At 63.9% G+C, this 24,892-nt stretch carries 19 protein-coding genes and 1 tRNA gene; 7 read left to right on the plus strand and 13 right to left on the minus strand.

All coding sequences use genetic code 11. The features are described 5' to 3' along the window. The first annotated feature begins 159 nt into the window (after positions 1–159). A complete protein-coding gene (locus tag BLV15_RS03350; protein ID WP_090224614.1) occupies positions 160–1,341 on the plus strand; it encodes an acyl-CoA dehydrogenase in 1,182 nt (393 codons plus the stop codon). Positions 1,342–1,450: 109 nt separating this feature from the next. Then, complete coding sequence (locus BLV15_RS03355) at positions 1,451–2,674, plus strand: CaiB/BaiF CoA transferase family protein (RefSeq protein WP_090224616.1); 1,224 nt, start codon at positions 1,451–1,453, stop codon at positions 2,672–2,674. Positions 2,675–3,016: 342 nt separating this feature from the next. On the opposite strand, the gene adeC is transcribed toward BLV15_RS03355, so the two are convergent. Genes adeC through BLV15_RS03370 form a run of 3 tightly spaced genes read right to left on the minus strand, consistent with a single transcriptional unit; the run spans position 3,017 to position 8,765 of the window. Further along, positions 3,017–4,459 carry an AdeC/AdeK/OprM family multidrug efflux complex outer membrane factor gene (gene adeC, locus BLV15_RS03360; protein ID WP_090224617.1) on the minus strand — a complete coding sequence of 481 codons (1,443 nt, stop codon included), beginning with the start codon at positions 4,457–4,459 and terminating at the stop codon, positions 3,017–3,019. Further along, positions 4,456–7,593, minus strand: a complete 3,138-nt coding sequence (locus BLV15_RS03365; RefSeq protein WP_090224619.1) for an efflux RND transporter permease subunit — start codon at positions 7,591–7,593, stop codon at positions 4,456–4,458. Before BLV15_RS03365 ends, adeC begins: the two co-directional genes overlap by 4 nt. A 20-nt stretch (positions 7,594–7,613) precedes the next feature. Beyond that, on the minus strand, positions 7,614–8,765 hold the full coding sequence (locus BLV15_RS03370; RefSeq protein WP_090224620.1) for an efflux RND transporter periplasmic adaptor subunit: 1,152 nt from the start codon (positions 8,763–8,765) through the stop codon (positions 7,614–7,616). Between the two features lie 188 nt (positions 8,766–8,953). Between BLV15_RS03370 and BLV15_RS03375 the strand changes: the two genes are divergently transcribed. Beyond that, a complete protein-coding gene (locus BLV15_RS03375) occupies positions 8,954–9,391 on the plus strand; it encodes a MarR family winged helix-turn-helix transcriptional regulator (RefSeq protein WP_090224622.1) in 438 nt (145 codons plus the stop codon). A 31-nt stretch (positions 9,392–9,422) separates the two neighbouring features. Here the strand turns inward: BLV15_RS03375 and BLV15_RS03380 are convergent, their stop codons facing one another. Continuing rightward, positions 9,423–11,498, minus strand: coding sequence for an HD domain-containing phosphohydrolase (locus BLV15_RS03380; RefSeq protein ID WP_090224624.1), 2,076 nt, complete (start codon positions 11,496–11,498; stop codon positions 9,423–9,425). A gap of 129 nt (positions 11,499–11,627) precedes the next feature. Here BLV15_RS03380 and BLV15_RS03385 point away from each other — a divergent pair, with 129 nt between their 5' ends. Then, positions 11,628–12,095 (plus strand): FecR family protein, encoded by a 468-nt coding sequence (locus BLV15_RS03385; protein WP_090224625.1) that lies wholly within the window; start codon positions 11,628–11,630, stop codon positions 12,093–12,095. Then, positions 12,092–12,688 carry an OmpA family protein gene (locus BLV15_RS03390; RefSeq protein WP_090224626.1) on the plus strand — a complete coding sequence of 199 codons (597 nt, stop codon included), beginning with the start codon at positions 12,092–12,094 and terminating at the stop codon, positions 12,686–12,688. Before BLV15_RS03385 ends, BLV15_RS03390 begins: the two co-directional genes overlap by 4 nt. A gap of 4 nt (positions 12,689–12,692) precedes the next feature. Here the strand turns inward: BLV15_RS03390 and BLV15_RS03395 are convergent, their stop codons facing one another. From BLV15_RS03395 to BLV15_RS03410, 4 genes are all read right to left on the minus strand, one after another. After that, entirely contained in the window at positions 12,693–14,807 is a 2,115-nt protein-coding gene (locus BLV15_RS03395) for a CHASE2 domain-containing protein (RefSeq protein ID WP_175534277.1), read from the minus strand. 41 nt (positions 14,808–14,848) lie between these two features. After that, positions 14,849–15,169, minus strand: coding sequence for an I78 family peptidase inhibitor (locus BLV15_RS03400; protein WP_090224630.1), 321 nt, complete (start codon positions 15,167–15,169; stop codon positions 14,849–14,851). 138 nt (positions 15,170–15,307) lie between these two features. Next, positions 15,308–16,393: a glycosyltransferase gene (locus BLV15_RS03405; RefSeq protein ID WP_175534278.1), complete on the minus strand. Its 1,086-nt coding sequence runs from the start codon at positions 16,391–16,393 to the stop codon at positions 15,308–15,310. A 385-nt stretch (positions 16,394–16,778) separates the two neighbouring features. Further along, positions 16,779–16,855: transfer RNA gene (locus BLV15_RS03410), tRNA-Arg, on the minus strand. Positions 16,856–17,070: 215 nt separating this feature from the next. On the opposite strand from BLV15_RS03410, the gene BLV15_RS03415 reads away from it, so the two are divergent. Further along, positions 17,071–18,375, plus strand: a complete 1,305-nt coding sequence (locus BLV15_RS03415; protein ID WP_245728127.1) for an O-antigen ligase family protein — start codon at positions 17,071–17,073, stop codon at positions 18,373–18,375. 35 nt (positions 18,376–18,410) lie between these two features. Here BLV15_RS03415 and BLV15_RS03420 read toward each other — a convergent pair whose 3' ends face one another. Beyond that, a complete protein-coding gene (locus BLV15_RS03420; protein ID WP_090224635.1) occupies positions 18,411–19,202 on the minus strand; it encodes a WecB/TagA/CpsF family glycosyltransferase in 792 nt (263 codons plus the stop codon). A gap of 196 nt (positions 19,203–19,398) precedes the next feature. On the opposite strand from BLV15_RS03420, the gene BLV15_RS03425 reads away from it, so the two are divergent. Beyond that, the gene (locus BLV15_RS03425) at positions 19,399–20,448 is read left to right on the plus strand and encodes a glycoside hydrolase family 5 protein (RefSeq protein WP_090224636.1); all 1,050 of its coding nucleotides are present in this window, start codon (positions 19,399–19,401) and stop codon (positions 20,446–20,448) included. A gap of 89 nt (positions 20,449–20,537) precedes the next feature. On the opposite strand, the gene BLV15_RS03430 is transcribed toward BLV15_RS03425, so the two are convergent. From BLV15_RS03430 to BLV15_RS03445, 4 genes are all read right to left on the minus strand, one after another. Then, complete coding sequence (locus tag BLV15_RS03430) at positions 20,538–21,977, minus strand: mannose-1-phosphate guanylyltransferase/mannose-6-phosphate isomerase (RefSeq protein WP_090224637.1); 1,440 nt, start codon at positions 21,975–21,977, stop codon at positions 20,538–20,540. Next, positions 21,974–22,726: a WecB/TagA/CpsF family glycosyltransferase gene (locus tag BLV15_RS03435; protein WP_090224639.1), complete on the minus strand. Its 753-nt coding sequence runs from the start codon at positions 22,724–22,726 to the stop codon at positions 21,974–21,976. Before BLV15_RS03435 ends, BLV15_RS03430 begins: the two co-directional genes overlap by 4 nt. Before the next feature lie 91 nt (positions 22,727–22,817). Next, complete coding sequence (locus tag BLV15_RS03440) at positions 22,818–23,582, minus strand: glycosyltransferase family 2 protein (protein WP_090224641.1); 765 nt, start codon at positions 23,580–23,582, stop codon at positions 22,818–22,820. After that, positions 23,554–24,834 (minus strand): hypothetical protein, encoded by a 1,281-nt coding sequence (locus tag BLV15_RS03445; RefSeq protein WP_245728128.1) that lies wholly within the window; start codon positions 24,832–24,834, stop codon positions 23,554–23,556. The genes BLV15_RS03440 and BLV15_RS03445 overlap by 29 nt, the downstream gene beginning before the upstream one ends. Positions 24,835–24,892 lie beyond the last annotated feature (58 nt).

Raw genomic sequence — 24,892 nt, forward strand, 5'->3', positions numbered from 1 at the left:
TAAACTATCCCGGAGTGAGATATTCGCACAATGGGCTGCGAAATCCTCGTTTGTCAGTCCGTCCTGGCCTGCCTAGGCTAGAAGCATGACGGTCTGCGTGGGCGGTGGCTGAAGCCCTCCACGCGCAGGCCCCCTTCACTCCCGCACGAGGACGTCTTCATGGCCGGCAAGGCAAGCTTCAACTGGATCGACCCGCTGCTGCTCGATCAGCAACTTAGCGAAGAAGAACGCATGGTCCGCGACAGCGCCCAGCAGTTCGCCCAGGACAAGCTGGCGCCGCGCGTGCTGGAAGCCTTCCGCCATGAAAAGACCGACCCGGCGATCTTCCGCGAGATGGGCGATACCGGCCTGCTCGGCGCCACCATCCCCGAAGCCTACGGCGGCAGCGGGCTGAACTACGTCTGCTACGGGCTGATCGCCCGCGAGGTGGAGCGCATCGACTCGGGCTACCGCTCGATGATGAGCGTGCAGTCCTCGCTGGTGATGGTGCCGATCTTCGAATTCGGCAACGAGGCGACCCGGCAGAAATACCTGCCCAAGCTGGCCAGCGGCGAGTACATCGGCTGCTTCGGCCTGACCGAGCCGAACCACGGCTCCGACCCTGGCTCGATGATCACCCGGGCGAAGAAGGTCGACGGCGGCTATCGCCTGACCGGCAGCAAGATGTGGATCACCAACAGCCCGATCGCCGACGTGTTCGTGGTCTGGGCCAAGGACGACGCCGGCGAGATCCGCGGCTTCGTGCTGGAAAAGGGCTGGGACGGCCTGAGCACGCCGGCGATCCACGGCAAGGTCGGCCTGCGCGCCTCGATCACCGGCGAGATCGTGATGGACAACGTGTTCTGTCCGGAAGAGAACGCCTTCCCCGACGTGCGCGGCCTGAAGGGCCCGTTCACCTGCCTCAACTCCGCGCGCTACGGCATCAGCTGGGGCGCGCTGGGCGCCGCCGAGTTCTGCTGGCATACCGCGCGCCAGTACACCCTGGACCGCCAGCAGTTCGGTCGCCCGCTGGCAGCCAACCAGCTGATCCAGAAGAAGCTTGCCGACATGCAGACGGAAATCACCCTGGCGCTGCAAGGTTGCCTGCGCCTGGGGCGGATGAAGGACGAAGGCACCGCGGCGGTTGAAATCACCTCGATCATGAAGCGCAACAGCTGCGGCAAGGCGCTGGACGTCGCCCGCCTGGCCCGCGACATGCTCGGCGGCAACGGCATCTCCGACGAGTTCGGCATTGCCCGGCACCTGGTCAACCTCGAGGTGGTGAACACCTACGAAGGCACCCACGACGTGCATGCGCTGATCCTCGGCCGCGCGCAGACCGGTATCCAGGCGTTCTTCTGACGGGGATCGGGGCGCGTAGCCGACGCTTTTCCATCCGCCGCTGGCCACGCACGGTGGATGGGGGTGCAGTCATCCATCCCAGGTTCACTTGAGCTTCGAGGTTTCACCCATGTCCGGCGCGTTGTCCCACATCCGTGTACTCGACCTGTCCCGCGTACTCGCCGGGCCCTGGGCCGGGCAGATCCTCGCCGACCTCGGTGCCGAGGTGGTCAAGGTCGAGCGCCCCGGCGTCGGCGACGACACCCGTCACTGGGGCCCGCCGTTCCTGCGCGATGAAGCCGGCGAGAACACCACCGAGGCCGCCTACTACCTCTCGGCGAACCGCAACAAGCAGTCGCTGACCCTGGACTTCACCCAGCCCGAAGGCCAGCGCATCGTCCGCGAGCTGGCGGCCAGGGCCGACGTGGTGCTGGAGAACTTCAAGGTCGGCGGGCTGGCCGCCTACGGGCTGGACTATGCCGCGCTGAAGGCGCTCAACCCGCGGCTGATCTACTGCTCGATCACCGGCTTCGGCCAGACCGGCCCCTACGCCAAACGCGCCGGCTACGACTTCATGATCCAAGGCCTCGGCGGTCTGATGAGCCTGACCGGGCGCAGCGACGACGAAACCGGCGCCGGCCCGGTGAAAGTCGGCGTGGCCCTGACCGACATCCTCACCGGGCTCTACTCGGCGGTCGCGGTGCTCGCCGCGTTGAACCAGCGCGAGCGCAGCGGGCTGGGCCAGCACATCGACATGGCGCTGCTCGACGTGCAGGTCGCCTGCCTCGGCAACCAGGCGCTGAACTACCTGACCACCGGCGTCGCGCCGAAACGCCTGGGCAATGCGCACCCGAACATCGTGCCCTACCAGGATTTCCCCACCGCCGATGGCGACTTCATTCTCACGGTCGGCAACGACGGCCAGTTCCGCAAGTTCTGCGAAGTCGCCGGGCACCCGGAGTGGGCGGACGATCCGCGCTTCGCCAGCAACCGGGCGCGGGTCGCCCATCGCGCCGAACTGATCCCGCTGATCCGCCAGGCCACGGTGTTCAGGACCACCGCCGAATGGGTCGCCGCGCTGGAGCAGGCCGGCGTGCCCTGCGGGCCGATCAACGACCTGGCCCAGGTGTTCGCCGATCCGCAGGTGATCGCCCGTGGCTTGCGCGTCGAGCTGCCGCATCCGCTGGCCGGCAGCGTGCCGCAGGTGGCCAGCCCGATCCGCCTCTCGGAAACCCCGGTGGAATACCGCAACGCCCCGCCGCTGCTCGGCGAGCACAGCGAACAGGTGCTGCGCGAATGGCTGGGGATGGCGGCGAGCGAAGTGGCGGCGCTGCGCGAGCGCGGTGTGCTTTAGCGGTCTGGTTCCCGACGCAGCCTGGCATCGGTGCGCATGGCGCACCCTACGTCTTGGCAGCGGCCCCGTAGGGTACGCCATGCGCACCGTTAACCGACGAAAACCCAAAACACCCAACAGCGTTTGCGCCGCACGGCATCGTGCGGGCATGGAGTCGCGCCGCCGTAGGGTGCGCCATGCGCACCGTTAACCGACGAAACCAAAAACACCCGACAGCGTTTGCGCCGCACGGCATCGTGCGGGCATGGAGTCGTACCGCCGTAGGGTGCGCCGCGCGCACCGTTACGCATGGAAACGAAAACGCCCGGCGGATGCCGGGCGTTTTGCCTGCAACGGGTGACGTCAGTTGGCGCTGGCCACCGGCACCAGCGGCGCCGTGCGTTCCTGCCAACCGCCACCGAGGGCCTTGTACAGGTTCACTTCGCTGGTCAGCTGGGCGAGACGGTCACCGATCATGCTCTGCTGCACGCTGAACAGCTGGCGCTGCGCGTCGAGCAGGATCAGGTAGCTGTCCACGCCACCGCGGTAACGGCGATCGGCGAGCTTGTAGTAGTCCTCGGTGCTGGCCACCAGCTGACGCTGGGCCTCGAGTTGCTCGCGGTAGGTCTGCCGCGCGACGAGGCCGTCGGAGACTTCCTGGAACGCGGTCTGGATGGTTTTCTCGTAGTCCGCCACTTCGATGTTCTTGGCGATCTCGATGGCATCCAGGCTGGCGCTCAGGCTACCGGCGGTGAAGATCGGCAGGTTGATCTGCGGCTCGAACAGCCAGGTCCCCGAGCCGCCGTCGAACAGGCCGGACAGCTGGCTGCTCGCCGTACCGGCGTTGGCGGTCAGCGTGATGCTCGGGAAGAACGCCGCGCGGGCGGCGCCGATCACTGCGTTGGCGGCCTTCAGGTTGTGCTCGGCGGCGAGGATGTCCGGGCGCCGCTGCAGCAGTTCGGAAGGCAGGCCGGCCGGGACTTCCGCCAGCTGCACAGCGTACAGGTCGTCGTCGGGCTGCAGGTTCTGCGGCAGCGGGCCGCCGAGCAGCAGGGCCAGCGCGTTGCGGTCCTGGGCGACCTGGCGGCGGTACTGCGCCACGCTGACGCGCGCGCTGTCCACCGAAGTGCGCGCCTGGCGCAGGTCCAGCGCCGAGCTGGCGCCGACATCGAAGGTGCGCTGGCTCAGTTCGTAGGTGCGCTGGTAGGTGCCCAGCGTGTCGTTGGCGAGCTTGAGCAGTGCCTGGTCCGCCTGCAGGGTGAACCAGGCGTTGGCGACGCTCGCCACCAGGCTGATCTGCGTGCTGCGCTGCGCTTCGGCGGTGGCGAAGTACTGCTCCAGCGCCTGTTCGTTGAGGCTGCGCAGGCGCCCGAAGAGGTCCAGCTCCCAGGCACTGATGCCGACGGTGGCGCTGTACTGGCTGCTGATGGACGCCCCGTCCGAGCGCGACAGGTCGGCCGGCAGGCGCTGGCGTGTGGCGCCGCCGCCGACGCTGACCTGCGGATACAGCTCGGCACGCTGGATGCGGTACTGCGCGCGGTAGGCATCGACGTTTAGCGCGGCGACGCGCAGGTCGCGGTTGTTCTGCAGGGCGCTGCTGATCAGCAGTTGCAGGTCGGCGTCCTGGAAGAACTCGCGCCAGCCCAGCTCGGCGGCGGGCGTGCCGCCGGCGGTGTTGGACTCCGGATAGACGTCGCCGGCCGGGTAGGCCGCGTCCACCGGTGCCGCGGGGCGCTGGTAGTCGGGGATCAGCGAGCAACCCGTCAGGGCGCTGATCAGCGCCAGGCTCAAGAGAGACTTTTTCATTGCTCGACCTCCTCGCTAGTGGCCTTCGGACGCTTGTCCTTGCCTATCGAGCTGACCATTACGTAGAACAGCGGCACCCAGAAGATCGCCAGGACGGTGGCCGACAGCATGCCGCCGATCACCCCGGTACCGATCGCGTGCTGGCTGCCCGAACCGGCGCCGTTGGAGATCGCCAGGGGAACCACGCCAAGGATGAACGCCAGCGAGGTCATGATGATCGGACGCAGACGCAACCGGCAGGCCTCGATCGCCGCCTCGGTCAGGGATTTGCCCTGCTCGTGCAGCTCCTTGGCGAACTCGACGATGAGGATCGCGTTCTTCGCCGCCAGGCCGATGGTGGTCAACAGCCCGACCTGGAAGAACACGTCGTTGGACAGCCCGCGCCAGCTGGTGAACAGCAGCGCACCGATGATCCCCAGCGGCACTACCAGCATCACCGAGAATGGAATCGACCAGCTCTCGTAGAGCGCCGCCAGGCAGAGGAACACCACCAGCAGCGACAGCGCATAGAGCGCCGGCGCCTGCGAGCCAGACAGTCGCTCCTCGTAGGACAGGCCGGTCCAGGAATAGCCGATGCCCTCGGGCATCTGCGCCATGATCTCCTCGACCGCCTTCATCGCCGCGCCGGTGCTCTGGCCGGGCGCCGGCTCACCGAGAATCTCGATCGCGGAAACGCCGTTGTAACGGGCCAGCTTCGGCGAGCCGTAGACCCAGTGGCCGCTGGAGAAGGCGTTGAACGGCACCATCTGCCCGTCGGCGTTGCGCACGTACCACTTGTTCAGGTCTTCCGGAGACATCCGCGCATCAGGCTGCCCCTGCAGGTAGACCTTCTTCACCCGACCGCGGTCGATGAAGTCGTTCACGTAGCTGGAGCCCCAGGCGATGCTCAGGGTGTCGTTGATGTCGGACAGGCTGACACCGTGGGCACGCGCCTTCTCGTCGTCGATCTCGAGCTGGAACTGCGGCTCGTCGGCAACGCCGTTGATCCTCGTGCGCACCAACGTCGGGTTCTTCGAGGCCAGCTCCATGAACTGGCCGGCCGCCTTGGTCAACGCCTCGTGGCCGACGCCGGCCTGGTCCTGCAGGAAGAAGTCGAAGCCGGTGGCGTTACCCAGCTCCAGTACGGCCGGCGGCGCGAAGGCGAAAACCATGGCGTCGCGGAAGGCGAAGAAATGCGCCTGCGCACGCCCCGCGAGGGAGAACACGTCGTTGCCCTTGTCGGTGCGGTCCGCCCAGGGCTTGAGCATGATGAAGGCCATGCCCGAGCTTTGCCCGCGGCCGGCGAAGTTGAAGCCGGTCACGGTGAACACGGAGCTGACCGTGCTCGATTCGTCCTTGAGCAGGTACTCGCGCATCTGGTCGACTACCGCCTGGGTGCGCTCGGCGGTCGAACCGACCGGCGTCTGCACCTGGGCGAACAGCACGCCCTGGTCTTCCTCGGGAAGGAAGGCGGTGGGAATGCGGGTGAACATCCAGACCATGATGCCGACGATCACCAGGTACATCAGCAGGTAGGGCGCCTTGTGTCTGAGGATGGAGCCCACACTGCGTTCGTAGCGGTGCACGCCGCGCTCGAAGGAGCGGTTGAACCAGCCGAAGAAGCCGCGCTTGCCTTCGCCGTGGTCACCCTTCTTCACCGGCTTGAGCAGGGTCGCGCAGAGCGCTGGAGTGAACACCAGGGCAACCAGCACCGAGAGCGCCATGGCCGACACGATGGTGATCGAGAACTGCCGGTAGATCACCCCGGTGGAACCGCCGAAGAAGGCCATCGGCAGGAACACCGCCGAAAGCACCAGGGCGATACCGACCAGGGCGCCCTGGATCTGGCCCATGGATTTGCGGGTCGCCTCCAGGGGCGACAGGCCCTCCTCGGTCATCACCCGCTCGACGTTCTCCACCACCACGATGGCATCGTCCACCAGCAGGCCGATGGCCAGGACCATGGCGAACATGGTCAGCGTGTTGATGGTGAAGCCGCAGGCCGCGAGAACGCCGAAGGTTCCCAGCAGCACCACCGGCACCGCCAGGGTCGGGATCAGCGTGGCGCGGAAGTTCTGCAGGAACAGGAACATCACCAGGAAGACCAGCACGATGGCTTCGCCCAGCGTGTGCACGACGCCTTCGATGGAGGCGGACACCACCGGCGTGGTGTCGTAGGGGAACACCGCCTCGACGCCGGCCGGGAAGAACGGCTTCAACTGGTCGATGGTGGCGCGGATCGCCTTGGCGGTTTCCAGCGCGTTGGCGCCGGTGGCCAGCTTGATCGCCAGACCCGACGCGGGGTTGCCGTTGTACTGCGCACTGATGGCGTAGTTCTCGCCGCCCAGCTCGACCTTGGCGACGTCGCTCAGGCGAACCTGGGAGCCGTCACGGTTGACCTTGAGCAGGATCGCGCCGAACTGCTCCGCGGTCTGCAGGCGGGTCTTGCCGACGATGGTGGCGTTGAGTTGCTGGCCCTGAATGGCGGGTAGGCCACCGAGCTGGCCGGAGGACACCTGGACGTTCTGCGCCTGGACCGCGGTGCGCACGTCCACCGGGGTCAGCTGGAAGTTGTTCAGCTTCGCCGGGTCTAGCCAGATGCGCATGGCGTACTGCGCGCCGAAGACCTGGAAGTCACCGACACCCTTGGTCCGCGAGATCGGGTCCTGGATGTTGGAAACGATGTAGTTGGCCAGGTCGTTCCTGTTCATCGAGCCGTCGGTCGAGACCAGGCCGATCACCATGAGGAAGTTCTTCACCGCCTTGGTCACCCGGATGCCCTGTTGCTGGACCTCCTGCGGCAACAGCGGAGTGGCGAGCTGCAGCTTGTTCTGCACCTGGACCTGGGCGATGTCGGGGTTGGTGCCCTGCTCGAAGGTCACGGTGATGGTCATGCTGCCGTCGGAGTTACTCTCCGAACTGATGTAGCGCAGACCGTCGATACCGTTCATCTGCTGCTCGATCACCTGCACCACCGTGTCCTGCACGGTCTGCGCCGAGGCGCCGGGGTAGGAGACCTGGATGGCGACGGCCGGCGGGGCGATGCTCGGGTACTGGTTGATCGGCAGCTTGAGGATGGACAGGCCACCGGCAAGCATGATCACCAGGGCGATGACCCAGGCGAAGATCGGTCGATCGATAAAGAATCTGGACATATGGGGCTAGCCTCTGCGCCTTACTGCTGACCCTGGGCGCCGTTATCGGGCGCGGGTTTGGCGGAATCGCCCTGAACGTTGCTGGCCGGGCCCGCCTTCACTTCGGCGCCCGGATGGACGTACTGCAGGCCCTCGGTGATGACCCGGTCGCCGGCCGCGAGGCCTTCGCTGACCAGCCACTGGCTGCCTACCGCGCGATCGGCCTTGAGCACCCGCAGCTCGGCCTTGTTCTCGGCATTGACCACCATCGCGGTCGCCTGGCCCTTGGTATTGCGGGTCACGCCCTGCTGCGGCACGAGGATCGCCTGGCTGCGCACGCCGCCGACCAGCTCCGCGTGCACGAACATGCCCGGCAGCAGCGTGTGGTCGGGGTTCGGGAAGACCGCGCGCAGGGTCACCGAGCCGGTGCCCTCGTCGACGCTGACTTCGGAGAATTCGAGCTTGCCTTCGTGGCCGTAGGTGCTGCCGTCTTCCAGGGTCAGGGTGACCTTGGCGGCGTTTTCCCCGGCCTTCTGCAGCTGGCCGCTGTCGAGATCACGACGCAGCTGGAGCATCTGCTTGGACGCCTGGGTGACATCGACGTAGATCGGATCGAGCTGCTGGATGATCGCCATCGCATCGGCCTGGCCGGTGTTGACCAGCGCGCCCTCGGTCACCATCGAGCGCCCGATGCGGCCGCTGATCGGCGCCAGGACCTTGGTGTAGCGCACGTTGATGCGCGCCTGCTCCAGCGCCGCTTCGGCCTCCAGCGTGGCGGCGCGCGCCTCGTCGTAGTCCTGGCGGCTGACGGCCTGATCGGCGACCAGCGCCTTGTAGCGGTCGGAACGCGAGCGCGCCGAAGCGAGCGTCGCCTCGGCGCTCTTGAGGGTCGCCTGGTAGGTGGCCGGATCGATCTGATAGAGCTGATCGTTGACCTTGACCTCGCTGCCTTCCTTGAACAGGCGCTTGAGGATGATGCCGCTCACCTGCGGACGCACTTCGGCGATGCGGAAGGCCGAGGTGCGACCCGGCAGCTCGAAAGTGCTCGCGTAAGGCTGCGCCTGCAGCGTGACCACACCGACCTGAGGTGCGCTCGGTGCCTGCTTTGGAGCTTCCTGCTTGCCACAGCCGACGAGCACGAGGGCTGCTGCCAGGGCCGGAACCAGCGCACGCATGGCGTAGGGTGATCGCATGACTTTTCCTCACAAAATTGAGTAAACGACCGAACACGCCCGGGGCGGCTCGGCTGGGAAAATCTGGCTAAAGAGGGTGCGAGACCCCGGAAAGGGGGCGACGTCATTATTGATATCGGGTAACTTTAATTGCAGATAGTTGACATGATCAACTATATTTTCTCATCCCTTACTTTCCGGCCCGACGAATGTCCGAACCCGACCTGTCCCGCGCGCTGCGCTGGGTCTTCCTGAAGCTTCGGCGAAACATCCTGTCGAAATTCCAGGAAGCCGGCGTACCGCTGAACCCGCCCGATGCGCACATGCTGGAGATGCTCGAGATAGAGCCCGGCCTGAGTCCGCAGGACCTGGCGCGGCTGAGTGGCATCGACAAGGCCTACATCACCCGCCGCGTCCGCGAACTGGAAACCCACGGGTTGATCTGCCGCTGCCGCGACGAACAGGACCAGCGACGTTTTCGCCTGTACCTCAATCCCGACGGGTTGCAGACGATGAATCGCGCCCAGGAATTGATCCATCAGTGCGAGGAAGAGATGTTCGCGCCGCTGGACCCGGCGGACCGGCAGACGCTCACCACGCTGCTGGCCAAGTGCCTGAAGAAGGACGACGATACGCCGTCTCAGTAGGTTCCCCGCCGCGCCGGACGGCGCAGCGTCGTCAGGCCGCGCAGGCCCCCAGATACGCCTCGACATCCACTTCGTCCATCTGCTCGGCGTGCAGGTAGCGCGCGCCGTAGCGCAGGTGCAGGCCGGCGCGCAGGAACAGCGCGAACAGGTCCGCATCGATATGGCCCTTGTCGCGCAGGTTGGCGAGGATGCGGATCGACTCGGAGAGCGTCTTGGCTTTCTTGTACGGCCGGTCCGATGCCGTCAGCGCTTCGAAGATGTCGGCGATCGCCATGATCCGCGCCGGAATGGACAGGCTGTTGCGGTCCAGCTGCCGCGGGTAGCCGGTGCCCAGCAGCGTCTCGTGATGGGTGCCGGCGTACTCCGGCACGCGCTTGAGGTTGGCCGGCAGCGCCAGGTTCTCGAGCATCACGATGGTCTGGATGATGTGCTCGTTGACCTTGAAGCGCTCCTCCTCGGTCAGGGTGCCGCGGCTGATGCTCAGGTTGTAGAGCTCGCCATGGTTGTACAGGTGCTCGGGGACGTTGATCTTGAAGCCGTATTTCGGGTCCAGCGCCTTGCCCGGCGGGCGCGGCAGCAGGTGCGCCGGCTTGTCCGCGAGCAACTGTTCGACCGCCGGCAGCGGCTGCACCGGAACCGCCTGCAGGCGCTCGAGCTCGCCGTGCGAGAGCCCCAGGCGGTCGTCGAAGTGGCGGACCCAGCGACGCTCGGAGAGGCTACGCAGCGCCTCGATGCGTTCCTCGGCCATCAGCTCGCCACCGATGTTGCACTCGGCGACGAAGGCGAAATCCGCATGCAGCCGGGCGACCTCGTCCCGATATCGCGCCTCCACCCGCGCCTCGTCCTCTCCCCCGCGCAGCGCTTCCAGGCGGGCGATGTCGGCATCGCGCAGCAGCACCTCGAAGCGCATGCGCACCTCGTGGATGCGGTTGTAGACGGTTTCCAGCTTGGTCGCCTTGTCCACCACATGCTCGGGCGTGGTGATCTTGCCGCAGTCGTGCAGCCAGGCACCGATGCGGAACTCGCGCCACTCGTCGGCGCTGGCGAAGTTGAAGTCCGCCAGCGGCCCTTCGCTGACCTTGCAGGCCTCTTCGGCGAGCATGATCGCCAGGTCCGGCACGCGCTCGCAGTGCCCACCGGTGTAAGGGCTCTTGGCATCGATGGCGCCGGCGAGGATCTCGATCATCGAATCGATCAGAACCTTCTGCGCATCGATCAGGTTGTGGTTCTCCAGCGCCATCGCCGACTGCGAGGCGAGCGCCTCGACGAAGCTCAGGACCTGCCGGGGAAAGGCGATCACATCGCCGCTCTGTGGGTCGATGGCGTTCATGAACTGCAGCACGCCGATCACCTCGCCCTGCCGCGGCGCCAGGGGCACCGCGAGCATCGACACGGTGCGGTAGCCGGACTCGCTGTCGTAGTGACGCGTGCCGCTGAGGTCGAAACGGGTCTCGCCGTAGACGTCGTCGATCAGCACCGCCTCGTTGTGCAACGCCACGTAGGTGGACACGTGTTTTTCGTTGGGCGCGCCGCTGAGCGGGTCGTGAAGCGGAATCTCGAAGGACGGCAGCGCATCGTCCATCGAGCGCAACGCGAAGCGCAGGCTGTCGTGCTCGGTCTTCAGGTACATGGTCGCGGCATCGGCGTTACAGATGCGCTTGCCTTCGAGCAGGATGTGCCGCAGCAGCGCGGTGCGGTCGCGCTCGGAGGAGAGCAGCAGGCCGTTTTCCACCAGGCTGGAGAGCTTGTGCTGGGTTTCCTGCAGGGTCCGGGTCTGGCGCTGCAGCGCGGCCTTCATCTCGGCGTGGTTGCGGCTCAGGCTGTCCACCTCGAAGAACACCGACTCCTGTGGCAGCCTTCCGGAAAAGTCGAGATCGCGGATCAGCCGGGTGTCTTCGGCCAGGGTATCGATGGTGCGGTTCATGCTGCGGAAGCCGAACAGCACGGTGGGCAGCGTCACCAGCACGCAGAGGAACGAAAGCAGCAGCGCCTGCTTCGGATCGACGCCCAGATTCAGCGCGAGGATCGGCAGCATCTGCAGGACGAAGAATCCCGCCAGCAAGACCGTCCAGCTCTGGAATCTGAACTTGAATATCCATGATGTCATACTGCAATCTGCTCCTCATCGACGGCCCGTATTCTCTGGCCTGCAGCCTGGTGCTGCGGCGCGCTCGAGTTACGGGCCGTACTGCCGATGTCCGTCGTCGCGGACTCTGACCCACTCACTGGAGGTTATATGCTTTTCAATAAAAAGACCTCACCCCGCGCGCTCGCCGGCCTGTTCCTCGTCGCCTGCGTCGCCCACGCGGAACCCGGCGACAAGCCCATCGGCTACGTGATGAAAGTCAGCGGAGAAGCCTTCGTGGTGACCGACGGCGTCGCCCGGCCGGCGAGCGTCGGCATGCCGCTGCAGGTCGGCTCCAGCCTGCGTACCGGGCCAGCCGGCACGCTCGGCGTGACCTTCGAGGACAGTACGCTGATGTCCTTCGGCCCGAACAGCGAACTGAAGGTCGACGAATACCTCTACGAGCCGGCCAAGGGCGATCTCAAGCTCAACGCCAACATCAGCCGCGGAACGCTCAACTACATCTCCGGGGTGATCGCCAAGCTCAAGCCGGAAGCGGTCGAGGTGCATACGCCGACCGGCACCATCGGCGTGCGCGGTACGCACTTCCTGGTCAAGGTCGAGGAGGCAGGCCGATGATGACTCGCCTGTTCGGCCTGCTGCTGTTCGGCCTGCTCGCCAGCGGCTGCGCCAGCAAGCCTTCGTCCTACGTGGTGCTGATGGAAAGCCCGGATGGCAGCACCGGGGCGATCACCGTCAGTACCGCCCAGGGCACCACGCTGGTCAACCAGAAGCAGCAGGGCGTGATGCTCGACGGCAAGGCTGCCCAGACCGCCGTGCCGGTGGAGCCGCAGCGCATCGCGGCGGACTTCACCCCCGCGCTGAACGCGCAGCCGGCGCTGCCGGTGAGCTACCTGCTGTACTTCAAGTCCGGCGGCGCGGTGCTCACCGACGAATCCAAGCTGGCGCTGCAGGAAGTGCTGAAGACGATCATCTCCCGAGGGCCGTCAGCGGTGTCGGTGATCGGCCACACCGACACCGAAAGCGGCGCGGCGTGGAACGAGAAGATCGGCCAGAAACGCGCGGAAACCATCGCCAAGCTGTTGCGCGACAACGGCGTGCAGGTGCTGGAACTGGTGGTCACCTCCCACGGCGAACGCAACCTGCTGGTGAAGACGCCCGACGACACCGCGGAGCCGAAGAACCGCCGCGTCGAAGTGCTGGTCCGCTGACGCCCTACTTGCGCGTCATCGCCCACTGCGTGCCGCGTTCGCCGGCGCGCAGTCGGTGCACATGGAAAGCCACCAGACCGTCGTCCGGTCGCGTGGCATGCAGCGCCTCGAAGGCTTCCAGGGCGCCGGCCGGATCTTGCTCCAGCAGGGCGAAGGCCGCGTCGTACTGTTCATCTGCCGCCTCGCCGCGCAGCGGTTCGAACACCGCCACCGGCTCGTTCTTGCCTTTCAACACCACGCTTCCGACCGCCCGCATGGGTGCCCATGGGCAGTGCTCGCGGATCGCCGCGGACACGCACAGCGTGGTGCCGATGTGCTGGTTCAGGCTTTCCAGGCGCGAGGCGGTGTTCACCGGGTCGCCCAGCGCGCGGTAGTCGAAGATCGCCGAGCCACCGAAATTGCCGACCACCACTTCGCCGCTGTGCACACCGATGCGCGTCAGCCCGAACGGCGTGCCGCGGGCTTGCAGGGCGGCCGCGTAGTCCTCGGTGAAGCGCTGGATGGCCTGGCCGCAAGCCAGCGCGCGGGCCGGGTGATCGGCCTGCTGCACGGGCGCGGAAAACATGATCGCCACGGCGTCGCCGACGATCCGGTCGAGGGTGCCGTCATGCGCGAAGGCGATGCGGATGATGCCCTCCAGGTAATCGTTGAGCAGGCCCACCGCCTCTTCCGCTGGCTGGCTCTCCATCAGCCGGGTGTAGCCGGTCAAATCGGTGAAGACGAAGCTGCACTGCTGCCGCTGGCCGCCCAGTTGCAACTGCCCGGGGTTCTTCATCAGGTGCGCCACCAGGTTCGGCGACACGTAGCGGGAGAACGCCTCGCGTACCCAGCGCTGCTCGCGCTCGGCGGCCATGTGCCGGACGATGCTGGCAACGATGAACACCACGCCCAGCCCGAGCGAGGGTACGAACAGGTCGAGCAGCAACTGGTAGCGGGCGAACGCCAGCCAGCCGGCGGCGTTCAACGCGAGCAGGACCGCACCGCCGAGCAGTGTCGACACCAGCGCGCGGCTGCGCAGGGCGAGCAGACCGAGAAGTATCCCGCCGAGCAGCACCAGCACGGTTTCCACCGCCATCGCCCAACCGGGACGGGTCAGGTAGTCGCCGCCGAGCACCTGCTCCAGCGCCTGGGCGTGCACCTCGACACCGGGAATGATTCCGCCCAGCGGGCTGAAGCGCAGGTCCTGCAGGCCCTGCGCCGAGGTGCCGATCAGCACGATGGCGCCGGCCAGCGCCGAGGCCGGAGCCTCGCCGGCCAGCACCTGCCAGGCCGGCAGGCTGCGCGAAGGTCGATGCTCGGTGAAATGCACCCACATCTCACCGCTGGCGGTGGTCGGGATCCGTGCGGCGCCGACCTCGATCTGCTCGATCCCGCTGTCCTCGTCGACCCGCAGCCGGTAGCTGCGCGCGCCCTGGCCGACCCGCAGCGCTTCGGCCACCAGCGACGGCAGCAGCGTGTCGCCAACCCGCAGGAACAACGGCACGCGGCGCACCACGCCGTCAGCGTCGGGAAGAAAGGTCATGCTGCCGTTGCCGGCCGCCGCCCGTTGCAGCGCGGGCAGCGCCGCGACGGTGCCGCCGAACGCCGGCAGCCAGGGCAACGGCGAAGCCCCCTGCAGCACGCTACCGAAGCGGCTTGCCGGCAACTCGCCACGGGATTCGCCGCGCTCGGCGGCAAAGCCCAGCACCACGCCGCCGTTGCGCAGCGCGCCGGCGAGCACCTCGTCATTGTCCGGCAGTCGCGCCAGCTCGGCGCTCACGGCGGGAGGAAGAGGCGTGTCGCGCAGGAATGCGGAAGGCGAGGTGCGGTCGGGTTCGGCGAACAGCACGTCGAACACGATCGCCGCCGCTCCGGCCTGCTGCAGACGCTCCACCAGCTCCGCCACCCGCGTGCGCGGCCAGGGCCACTGGCCGATCCGCGCCAGGCTCTGCTCGTCGAGATCGACGATACGCACCGGCGCGTCGCGGTAAACCCGCGGCTGCCAGCGCTGGTACTGGTCGAACACCGCATTGCGCACTGCCAGCAACGGCAGGGGCTGGCTGAGGTACAGCGCGAGTACCGCCGCGATCGCCAGGAACGGCAACCACGGCAGCACGCGATTCGGTTGGAAAGACGGCACCTGCGCTCACTCCCTGCGTTGAAGGCGTCCCTGTGTCCGGTTCAGCCGCAGGAGGCGCGGGTGATCAGGTCGGCGTCGTCGGTATCCAGGTTCAGCCGCTGGGAGTCGTATTCGAGCGTCACCGCGGTTCCCGGCCTGAGCACCCGAGCGCGCTGCGCGCCGGCTTGCAGGCGCGCCTGCTCGAGAACGGCGGGATTGACCGGATGCCCGATCAGCGACTGCACCGCGCTAGCCGTGCAGGTCTCGGCAGGAGGCGTGGCCGCGGGCTGCAACGCGGCTGACGGCGCCTCGTCATGGCTGGCACAACCGGCGAGCAAGGCGACCGGCAACAGCCAGGCGCAATGGATTTTCTTCGAAAGCATGCGGGTTCTCCGATGGACTGGAGGCCGAACCATACCAGCTCGGGACGCCGGCGACAGCGTGGGCCGACCTGGCGCAATCGCCTGCCGCGAAAACGACAAAGCCCGCGCGAGGCGGGCCTTGTCGTCGGAAGGTGCAGGTCAGCGCGAGGCGGATGTCACCAGGCTCGCCTCTGCCGTGGAGGAGCGCCCGAATGCGCGCGAATAGGTGTCGTAGTAACCCTCGAGAACACGCATGCAGGACTTGATGTTCATGTTGTTCACGCAATGCTCGCGGGCGGCGATACCGAAGGCTATGGCCAGCTCGTCGTTGAGCAGGATTTCCTTCAGATAGCCCTTGATCGCCTCGACGTCCTTCTCCTCGTGGGCGAACCCGGTCTTGCCATGCTGGATGCCCTCCAGCGCGCCGCCGCGCGCCGACGTGATCACCGGAACACCGGACGACTGCGCCTCCAGCAGGACGATGCCGAGGCCTTCGGCATCGCCGTTCTCGGCGGTGATGCTAGGCATGCAAAGCACCCGCGCGCTGCCCAGCAGGGTGCGGATCTGCTCGCTGGGCAGTGCGCCGAGAAAGCGTGCCCGCACCCCGCGCGCGTCGGCAATGGCCTTCAGCGACGCCTCGAGCGGGCCGTTGCCGACGATCAGCAACTCGCTCTCGGGGCACGCGTCCTGGATGTCGGCGAAGGCGTTGAGCAGGTATTCGCAGCCCTTCTTCTCGACCATCCGCCCGACGAACAGCACCTGCTTGCGCTCGGCCATGGGAATCGGCCCCGGAACGAACTGGTCGGTATCGATCCCGATATAGCTGACGCTGATCTTGTGCTCGGGAATTCCGTACTCGATCGCGCTCTTCTTGATTGCCTCGGACACGGCAAGGAAGTGGATCTTTTCGTAGTTGGCGAGTTCGAGCAGACGCTCGGGGTAACGCTTCAACTGTCGCCCGCCACCGCCGGCCTCCCAGTATTCGCGGTACACGTTGATATCGAAGCCGTGCAACGTCACCAGCGTCGGTAACTGCAATGCGCGGATCAACGGCCAGATGCGTACCGCCTCGGTGGCGAAATGGATGTGCAGCAGTTGGGCGTCTTCCTTGCGCAACTGGCTCAGCGCCGAACGCGAGGGGCGGTCGAGCAATTCGTTGACGGTGTTGACCAACTTGCGAACGACACGGTTCTTCTTGCCCAGCACACGGACATCGAGCCCGTCGAGGGAAAGACCTTTCTCCATGACCTGATCGCCGACCAGGATTCCTCTCCAACTTTCCAGGCACCGTGTTTGTTCACGAATGAAGGTCTCGGAATAAGGCAGTAGTTGGGACTTATATACCAGTACCTTTTTACGAGGGGCGCTTTGGGGGGTCATAGACGGGTCCAATTGCAGAGGGAATTAACTACTTGATGCCAAACAGCCACTAGCCATATATACAGCGTTACATGACAGTCATTGGATTTCGGGAATTAGACTAATTAAGACCGCGCAGTTCCGTAGAGTCGCTGATCACATATCGAATGAAAAAAACCTGTTGATCGAAGGGGAAAACGAGGCAATAAAAAGCCCGCTCGTGGCGGGCTCTGGCGTTTCGCAGATATCGACCGATACTGGAAACTTGAACTGGCGCACCAGGCGGGATTCGAACCCACGACCCCTGCCTTCGGAGGGCAGTACTCTATCCAGCTGAGCTACTGGTGCGTTGCGGGGCGCATGATACGCATGCGAGCGCGCAACGTCCATGCCGAGCACGACCGGTCACCGGTCGCCGAGCAGGCCAAAAAGAAGGCAAATGGCCACATAAAGATGGCTCGCTTGATGCCTTGCCTGCACAATGAAACGATTTTCTGCCGAGATAAGCCCTGTTTATGCCTCAACCCTATCAAGCCTTAGAGCGCTGCATCCTTGGCGCGCTGTTGTCATTGCTTGTCTGGCTGCCCTTGCCCCTGGGCAGCAACCGCGACTGGTCGATGGCCTTCTTCTGCTTCGTCACCGCGTTGCTGGCCGCCTCCTGGGCGCTGCTTCAGCTCAAACGCCAGCGCCCGCTGGGCTCGTCGTTCCGACATGCCCTGCTGCCGCTCGGCCTGCTGGCGCTGGTTCAGCTGTGGGTAGCCATCCAGTGGCTGGGCGGCCTGAGCCGCGACGCCGGCGCGTCGGCCCAGTATTTCCTCCTGGGCTGCACCTACTGCCTGCTCTATCTGCTGGTGATCGGCGTTTTCCGCACCCGCAAGCGCCTGACCCTGCTGATCGGCGTGCTGGTGATCAGCGGCACCTTCCAGGCCTTCTTCGGCTCCGCGATGACGCTATCCGGCGTGGAGCGCCTGCTTTTCGGGCCGAAGGACTATCACATCGGTCACGCCACCGGCACCTTCGTCAATCGCAATCACCTGGCGGGCTATCTGGAGATGACCCTGGCCATCGGCATCGGCCTGCTGCTCGCGCTGCGCCAGGGCGGGCAGTTCCACTGGGTCAGCGTGCTGGAAACCCTGATGGGCCCGAAGGCCCGCTTGCGCCTGGCGCTGGTGATCATGGTCATCGGCCTGGTCATGAGCCATTCGCGCATGGGCAACACCGCATTCTTCGGCAGCCTGATGCTGGTCGGTGCGCTGTTTCTGCTGCTGCACAAGGAAAACCGCCTGCGTAACGGGCTGATCTTCGCCAGCCTGGTACTGGTCGATGTGCTGGTGGTGAGCCAGTATTTCGGGCTCGACGAACTCAAGGACCGCCTGGTGAACACGCGGCTCAACGACGTCGTCGAACAAGGGGAAGTGGTTCAGAAAGCCAACGAGCTACGGGGCGATGTCTATGCGCTGGCGCTGCCGCTGGCCCAGGACCGGCCGATCATCGGGCAGGGCGCGGGAAGCTTCGAGTCGGTCTTCCCGCCTTACGCCACGGGACTCCCCCTGCATTTCGACCATGCCCACAACGACTACCTGCAGTTCTTCATCGAGTACGGCGTGATCGGCTGCATACCCTTGGCGCTGTTCGTGCTGATTTCACTGTATTACGCGTTGAAAGCCATGCGCCACAAGGATTCCCTGTACCGCAACGGCATCGGCTTCGGTGCCGGGATGGGCATTCTTGCGCTGCTCATCCATTCGACCACCGACTTCAACCTGCAGATACCATCGAATGCAGCGACCTTCGTGGTCCTCTGCGCGATAGCGGTGCTGGCCAACCATCATCTGGTGGACCGGCGCCAGAAGCAACGTCCGGCCTGAGGGGTCTGGGAGACCTCTGACGACGCGACCACCCCTCAGGACTGGCGCTTCAGCACTTGTCCGCCGTCATGTGGCTTTGCACCGAAGCTGTTCCGCGCCACGTAGTAGAAGAACAGCGGAATGCCTACGGCATAGCGACGGAACAGGCGGCGCGGTTCCATCAGCAGGCGATACAGCCACTCAAGGCCGAACTTCCTGAAGAACTCCGGCGCGCGCTCGAAACGCTCGGCGGAGAAATCCACGATGGCACCGCCGCAGACGAACAGCGCCGGCATGTCCAGCTCGTTCTTGAGGCGCACGGCCACCGCTTCCTGCTTCGGCATGCCCATCGCCAGCACGATGATCGGCATCGCTCCTTCCCGATAGGCGGTCTTAAAGAACTCCACGTACTCGTCGATAGTTTTGAAACCATCGATGGCATGGAACGGCCGGCCTCTGAAAAGCTTGTCCGCTCCTTTGCTAAGCCAGGGTTCCTGAGTACCCATGGCGAAATACTGGCAATCAACGGTGTCATCGTTGATGAAGAAGTCCAGAAGCTTCGGAATGAAATCGGTTCCGTTCAGGTTGGCCTTTGGCTCAACACCATTAACCTTGCAGGCCAGTTTGATGCCAATACCATCTCGCAGGAGGTAGTCGACTTTAAGAAAGCTCTTACGGGCAGACAGGTTCTGCTGCGTAATGTTGTATCCATGTTGATTGAGGAATCCCAGAATGCTCGGCCGTTTAACCATGCGCAGATTCCTGAGGAAATCTTCGGTCTCATTTTCCTCAAGCAACATCAATCGCCGGACGAGTAAATCTTCTTTCCTAACAATCGGATTTTTCATGAAGAATTATCTCTGGATTTCTCGGTTATGGAATTGAAGCCGGATTGCACCGTTCATTTACGCTTCTACCTCGATTATTGTTAATTCAATTAATAAAAGCGTGAACCAGTTAACCCATTTGCCGCGCTAAAAAATTATCATGGATTTTATAACTAATTCCAGGGAGCTCACCCATCCACCATTTAGGAACCCACCCATGAACGCCACGACTCACACGTTTCACACGCTTAAAAGAGTTCTTCCTCTGGCAGCGCTCCTGATCGGCTCGGCCGTCCAGGCTCAAGAGAAGCTCCCCCTCGTTTCGATCAACATCGCTGGCGCCGAATTCTCGTCCGGCGCGATCCCCGGGAAAAACGGCACCAACTACTTCTTCCCGGACAAAACCTATTTCGCCAAGTGGAAAGAACGCGGCATCACCCTGGTCCGCTTCCCTCTCAAGTGGGAACGCCTGCAGCCCAAGCTGTACGGCCCGCTGGACCCCGCGTACACCAAGCTCCTCGACGACATGCTCGCCCAGGCCAACGTGTACGGCGTGAAGGTGATCCTCGATATCCACAACTATGCCCGTTATAACAACGAAGTCATCGGCTCCGCCAAGGTTACCTTTTCCGACTTCCGCAAGCTCGGCGAACTGATCGGTAACCGCTACAAGAACAACCCTGCCGTTTATGGCTACGACATCATGAACGAGCCCTACGGCGATGCCGACAAGTACTGGCCGCAAGCGGCGCAGGCCGGCATCAACGGCATCCGGGTCTATGACAAGAAAAAACCGCTTTTTGTCGAAGGCCGTTCCTACTCCGGCGCCTACACCTGGCCTTGGTACAACGACCCGATGGCGGCACTCACCGACCCGAAGGCCGACAACATCATCTACTCGGCGCATGCCTACATCGACGACAACGGCAGCGGCCAGTACAAGACCGCACCGGCCAATTTCGACCCGATGATCGGCGTCAAACGCATTGAGCCCTTCGTCGCCTGGCTGAAGAAGCACGGCAAGAAAGGTCACATCGGCGAATTCGGCATCCCGAACGATGACCCCCGCTACCTGCAAGCCATGGACAACACCCTGGCCTACCTGCAGAAGAACTGCATCACCATGACCTACTGGGCTGCCGGCCCTTCATGGGGAACCTACAAGCTGTCCGTCGAGCCGACCAAGACCGGCCAGGATCAGGCGCAGTGGGCGATCCTGAAGAAGTACATCAACGGCGGCAACTGCACCAAACCCGGTCCCAACTGACCGGCCTCACCACCCGAGCGCAGCGGACGCGCTCGGGCAGGTGATTTCTCGCAAGACACATCCTCGCAACACGCGAGCCCGCCAGCGGCTCAGCCCGCCACCAGGGTTTCCACCACCACCGGCGCCACCCGGCCGTACTTGTCGGAGAAGCGCACGATGTCGTCCTCTCCCAGATACGCACCCGATTGCACCTCGATGAGCTCCAGCGGAATCACGCCCGGGTTTTCCAGCGCGTGCACCTGGCCGATCGGAATGTAGGTCGACTGGTTCTCGGTGACCATGTAGGTCTCCTCGCCATTGGTCACCTTGGCGGTGCCGCTGACGACGATCCAGTGTTCCGCGCGGTGGTGGTGCATCTGCACCGACAGCTTCGCGCCCGGCTTCACGGTGATGTGCTTGACCTGGTAGCGCGGGCCCTGGTCGATGGAGTCGTACACGCCCCACGGACGGTAGACTTCGCGATGGTTCTGGAACTCGCTGCGCTTCTCGCGCTGCAGCTGTTCGACGATGCGCTTGACGTGCTGCGCCTCGTCCTTGTGCGCCACCAGCACCGCATCCTTGGTTTCGACGATCACCAGATCCTCGACGCCGACGGTGGCCACCAGGCGGTTGTCCGCATGCACGTAGGTGTTGCTGCTGCCGTGGTTGAGCACGTCGCCGCGGAACACGTTGCCTTCGCCATTCTTGCTGCTCACATCCCACAGCGCGGACCAGGAACCGATGTCGCTCCAGCCGGCGTCGAGCGGAACCATCACCGCGTCGCGGGTTTTTTCCATGACGGCGTAGTCGATGGAATCTTCCGGGCAGGCGGTGAACGCCTCGCGACCGACGCGGGTGAAGAGCATGTCCTGCTCGCTGCTGGCCATGGCTTCACGGCAGGCTTCGAGGATGTCCGGACGGAATTCCTGCAACTCGGCGATGTAGCGGCTGGCACGGAACAGGAACATGCCGCTGTTCCAGAAATGATTGCCGCTGGCGAGATAGCGCCCGGCGGTTTCCAGATCGGGCTTCTCGACGAAGCGGCTGACCACGTAGGCGCCCTCGCCTTCGGCTTCGCCACGTTCCAGATAGCCGTAACCGGTTTCCGGGTGCGTCGGCAGGATGCCGAACGTCACCAGCTTGCCGGCTTCGGCAAGCGGCACCGCCTTGCGGATGCCGTCATGGAAGGCTTGGGTGTCCTGGATCAGGTGATCCGCCGCGAGGATCAGCAACAGCGGATCCTGGGCTTCGCTGAGCGCCTGCAGGGCGACCAGCGCAACGGCCGGTGCGGTATTGCGACCGACCGGTTCGAGCACGATGCCTGCGTTATCCATGCCCAGCTGGCGCAGCTGTTCGGCCGCGAGGAAACGGTGTTCCTCGTTGCAGATCAGCCGTGGCAGTTGCATGTCCAGGCCTTCCAGGCGCTTGATGGTCGCTTGCAGCATCGACAGCGAGCCCTCACCGAGGTTGAGGAACTGCTTCGGATTGAGTTGACGCGAAAGCGGCCACAGGCGCGAACCGCTACCACCGGACATGATCACTGGAATCATTGCTGAGCCCTCCCCATAAAAATCGATTGTCTGTTCTTGAACTGCCTGACGATGATCGGAAACACCTTGTAGGCGTCCACCACGTAGCGTTTTACAAGCCGTTTGGGCTCCATGCAGATGCGGTGCAGCCACTCCAGCGAGAGGTGCTGCATCCATTCCGGAGCACGCTGGATCTTCCCGGACAGGAAATTCAGCGAAGCACCGACGCACAGGCCGACCCCCACCGCCTGCTCACTCTCGTAGACCCTGAGCGCGAGGGCTTCCTGACGCGGGCAGCCAACCGAGAAGAAGATCAGCCGTGCCGGATGCTGGACGATGAACGACACGCAGCGTTCGACTTCGACCGGATTGTCGATGAAGCCCATGGGCGGGTTGTGGTGGTTGAAGACGATGTTCGGATACATCTGCCGCAGCGTGGCGACGACGTCGTCCTCGCAGCCGATCACCGTGATGGTCCAGCCTTCGCGGTTGGCCACTTCCACCAGCGACTCGGTCAGCGTACTGCCGGGAATCGCCTCGGCGACATTGGCCTTGAGACGGTTCAGCACCGGCAGCAGTATCTTGCTGTCGCAGATGCGCAGGCTGGCATGACTGTAGGCCCGGCGCAGTTCCTTGTTGTGCTCCAGCTGAACGATGTGGTTCACGTTGGGAGTGACGATATAGCTGTAATCGTTCTGGCTCGCGTCGGTGAGTTCCTTGACCAGGCTGGCCTTGTCACCGCGATAAAATTCAATGTCGAATACTTTCATATTACCTCCTTGCAAAAACTGATCTTTTCTACGCACGCCCGAAGGCCATCGACACGGGTTTCAACTACAACCCGTGCGAACGACGGTCTTCTTATCGGCCGAGTGCCGCCCTCACCAACTTGGTGTGGGTATGTACGTAGTGCAGAAGGTAAAGAACAGAGGCTTTGGCGGAAGACAACTTCATGTAGTTCCGCCGTATCTGCATATCTTCCTTGAGCGCATCGAAACGCCGCTGCTGGGAGATACCGGTAGTGTCGAAAACGCACAGGGGCGTCTTCAGCTGCAGCACGACCTTGGACAGGTCCAGTCCGTGGAGGAATTCCACGATCATGCAGTAGTCCGCAGACAGCTTGTAGTTCTCGCGGAAGCGGACCGTACGCAGGTGTTCGTTCTCGAAGTACATCGCCTGGTGACTGGACGGCATGCCCATCATCAACCGGTCGATCTTCTTCGCCGAGGCGGCGCGCAGCACGCCCGCGGCGTTCTGCAGGTAATAATCGCCATACACGTACTTCGGCGGATGCTCGGCCTCGGAGACGGCCTTGGCCACCTTTTCGAGTACCGACTCGTCATAGAAGGTATCGCCGCTATTGAGGAACAGGGTGTAACCCGGGGTTTCGCTGGCTTTCACCAGGCCCTTGTTCATCGCGTCGTAGATGCCCTTGTCGCGCTCAGAAGTGATTTCGGCGTGATCGTCCTTGAGTTCCTTCAGCCATTCGACGCTGCCATCGTTGGAAGCGCCATCGATTACGATCCAGCGGAAGTTCCTGTAGGTCTGCGCCGCGACACTTTCATAGGTCTTGGTCAGGCCAGCGAGGTTATTCCAGTTAATGGTAACGATGCTGAAACTTGTCATAACTGATCCGCTCGTTCTGCGTGGTAGACGGTGCCGGTGCCTTAGCTCTTACTCTAGAGAAATACAAGAAACAGGCTGCTGAAATGCCTAGGAGATCTCCCCCATACATAATTGAGTTGGACAGAAACATATTGATCAAACCAAATACGAAAGGCAGTTTCATGGCGCTCAATAGATCGCCCTTGTTTTTGCAGTCCCTCATGATGCTCAGGAAACCGCCATAGAAGATCAGGGCGATGACCGGAGTTAGGAACCCGAAGCGGTAATACACGCCGACGATGCCCACGTCCGACAGGTAGAACCAGGGGTTGTAAAGGGTCGAGAAGCCGCCGTTCCACTGCAGGGACAGCGCGCCCATTCCGATGTACCAGTTCTTCGCCACTTCCTGAAGAATGATCCCGGTGGTGATGTTCCGCACGCCGGGGCCGGTGGTCGCCTCGTTGAGCAAGGCGTCGAAGCGCTCGAACTGGGTGGCGTAGAAGTCCGGAATCATGAAGTAGGACACCACCAGGATGATCGAGGCGACGGCGCCCAGCTTCAGCAGCGAACCGATACGGTCGCGGAAAATCCACAGCCCGGCCAGCGCCCAGACCACCATCGTCGAACGGGTCTGCAGGACCAGCCACAGGTAGGCGGTGAAGAGCAACAGCAGCATCACCCGCGCCAGGGTGATCTGGCGGCGCAGGCTGTACATGATCATGAACGCACAGATGCTCACGTAGCCGGAGCCGATCCGGTAGCGATTGGGACGCAGCATGCTGTCTTCGCTACCCAGCTCCTTCGCGTCCACCTCGAAGGCGAACCCGCTGTTCTGCGGGATGATCTTGAAGTAATAGAGGAAGCCGACGGCCACGCAGAACAGGCCCGAGACGAGAAAGAACCGCTCGAGCTGAGGCTCCGTCGGCTTCGCCTTGTGCAGCAGGAACAACGTCGGGAAGAAGATCAGGAAGTAGAAACTGCGGCGTTCCTCCAGCAGGCCGTAGACGATCGGCTGGCCGAAGTTGAGCTTGGCCAGGATCGACGACATCACCGGCAGGCAGATGCCGATGAAGACCACCCACAGGCAGGCCTTGGATTGATAGAGGCGTTTCCAGGTGACCAGCAGAAGTGCCGATGCCGCCAATATCGCCAGCAGGAACAGTTCACGCAGGTAGGGTATGCCAGCCTTCTTGTCGTCCGTGAGGAAGAAGCAGGCCGAGTTCGCCAGCACGAGCACGAACAACAGGTTCTGGTAAGAAAGAAGCTTCCTCAATGTACGAACTTCCCTTTGAGTGTTCCAGTTGATCGCTTGAAGTAAGGGGTGGATCCGC

It is taken from the genome of Pseudomonas kuykendallii (genome assembly GCF_900106975.1).
GTDB classification, from domain to species: Bacteria; Pseudomonadota; Gammaproteobacteria; order Pseudomonadales; family Pseudomonadaceae; genus Pseudomonas_O; species Pseudomonas_O kuykendallii.

Coding starts and splice junctions, on each gene's coding strand:
- BLV15_RS03350 (WP_090224614.1), top strand. CDS start 160: ATGGCCGGCAAGGCAAGCTTCAACTGGATCGACCCGCTGCTGCTCGAT.
- BLV15_RS03355 (WP_090224616.1), top strand. CDS start 1,451: ATGTCCGGCGCGTTGTCCCACATCCGTGTACTCGACCTGTCCCGCGTA.
- adeC (WP_090224617.1), bottom strand. CDS start 4,459: ATGAAAAAGTCTCTCTTGAGCCTGGCGCTGATCAGCGCCCTGACGGGT.
- BLV15_RS03365 (WP_090224619.1), bottom strand. CDS start 7,593: ATGTCCAGATTCTTTATCGATCGACCGATCTTCGCCTGGGTCATCGCC.
- BLV15_RS03370 (WP_090224620.1), bottom strand. CDS start 8,765: ATGCGATCACCCTACGCCATGCGTGCGCTGGTTCCGGCCCTGGCAGCA.
- BLV15_RS03375 (WP_090224622.1), top strand. CDS start 8,954: ATGTCCGAACCCGACCTGTCCCGCGCGCTGCGCTGGGTCTTCCTGAAG.
- BLV15_RS03380 (WP_090224624.1), bottom strand. CDS start 11,498: ATGACATCATGGATATTCAAGTTCAGATTCCAGAGCTGGACGGTCTTG.
- BLV15_RS03385 (WP_090224625.1), top strand. CDS start 11,628: ATGCTTTTCAATAAAAAGACCTCACCCCGCGCGCTCGCCGGCCTGTTC.
- BLV15_RS03390 (WP_090224626.1), top strand. CDS start 12,092: ATGATGACTCGCCTGTTCGGCCTGCTGCTGTTCGGCCTGCTCGCCAGC.
- BLV15_RS03400 (WP_090224630.1), bottom strand. CDS start 15,169: ATGCTTTCGAAGAAAATCCATTGCGCCTGGCTGTTGCCGGTCGCCTTG.
- BLV15_RS03405 (WP_175534278.1), bottom strand. CDS start 16,393: ATGGAGAAAGGTCTTTCCCTCGACGGGCTCGATGTCCGTGTGCTGGGC.
- BLV15_RS03420 (WP_090224635.1), bottom strand. CDS start 19,202: ATGAAAAATCCGATTGTTAGGAAAGAAGATTTACTCGTCCGGCGATTG.
- BLV15_RS03425 (WP_090224636.1), top strand. CDS start 19,399: ATGAACGCCACGACTCACACGTTTCACACGCTTAAAAGAGTTCTTCCT.
- BLV15_RS03430 (WP_090224637.1), bottom strand. CDS start 21,977: ATGATTCCAGTGATCATGTCCGGTGGTAGCGGTTCGCGCCTGTGGCCG.
- BLV15_RS03435 (WP_090224639.1), bottom strand. CDS start 22,726: ATGAAAGTATTCGACATTGAATTTTATCGCGGTGACAAGGCCAGCCTG.
- BLV15_RS03440 (WP_090224641.1), bottom strand. CDS start 23,582: ATGACAAGTTTCAGCATCGTTACCATTAACTGGAATAACCTCGCTGGC.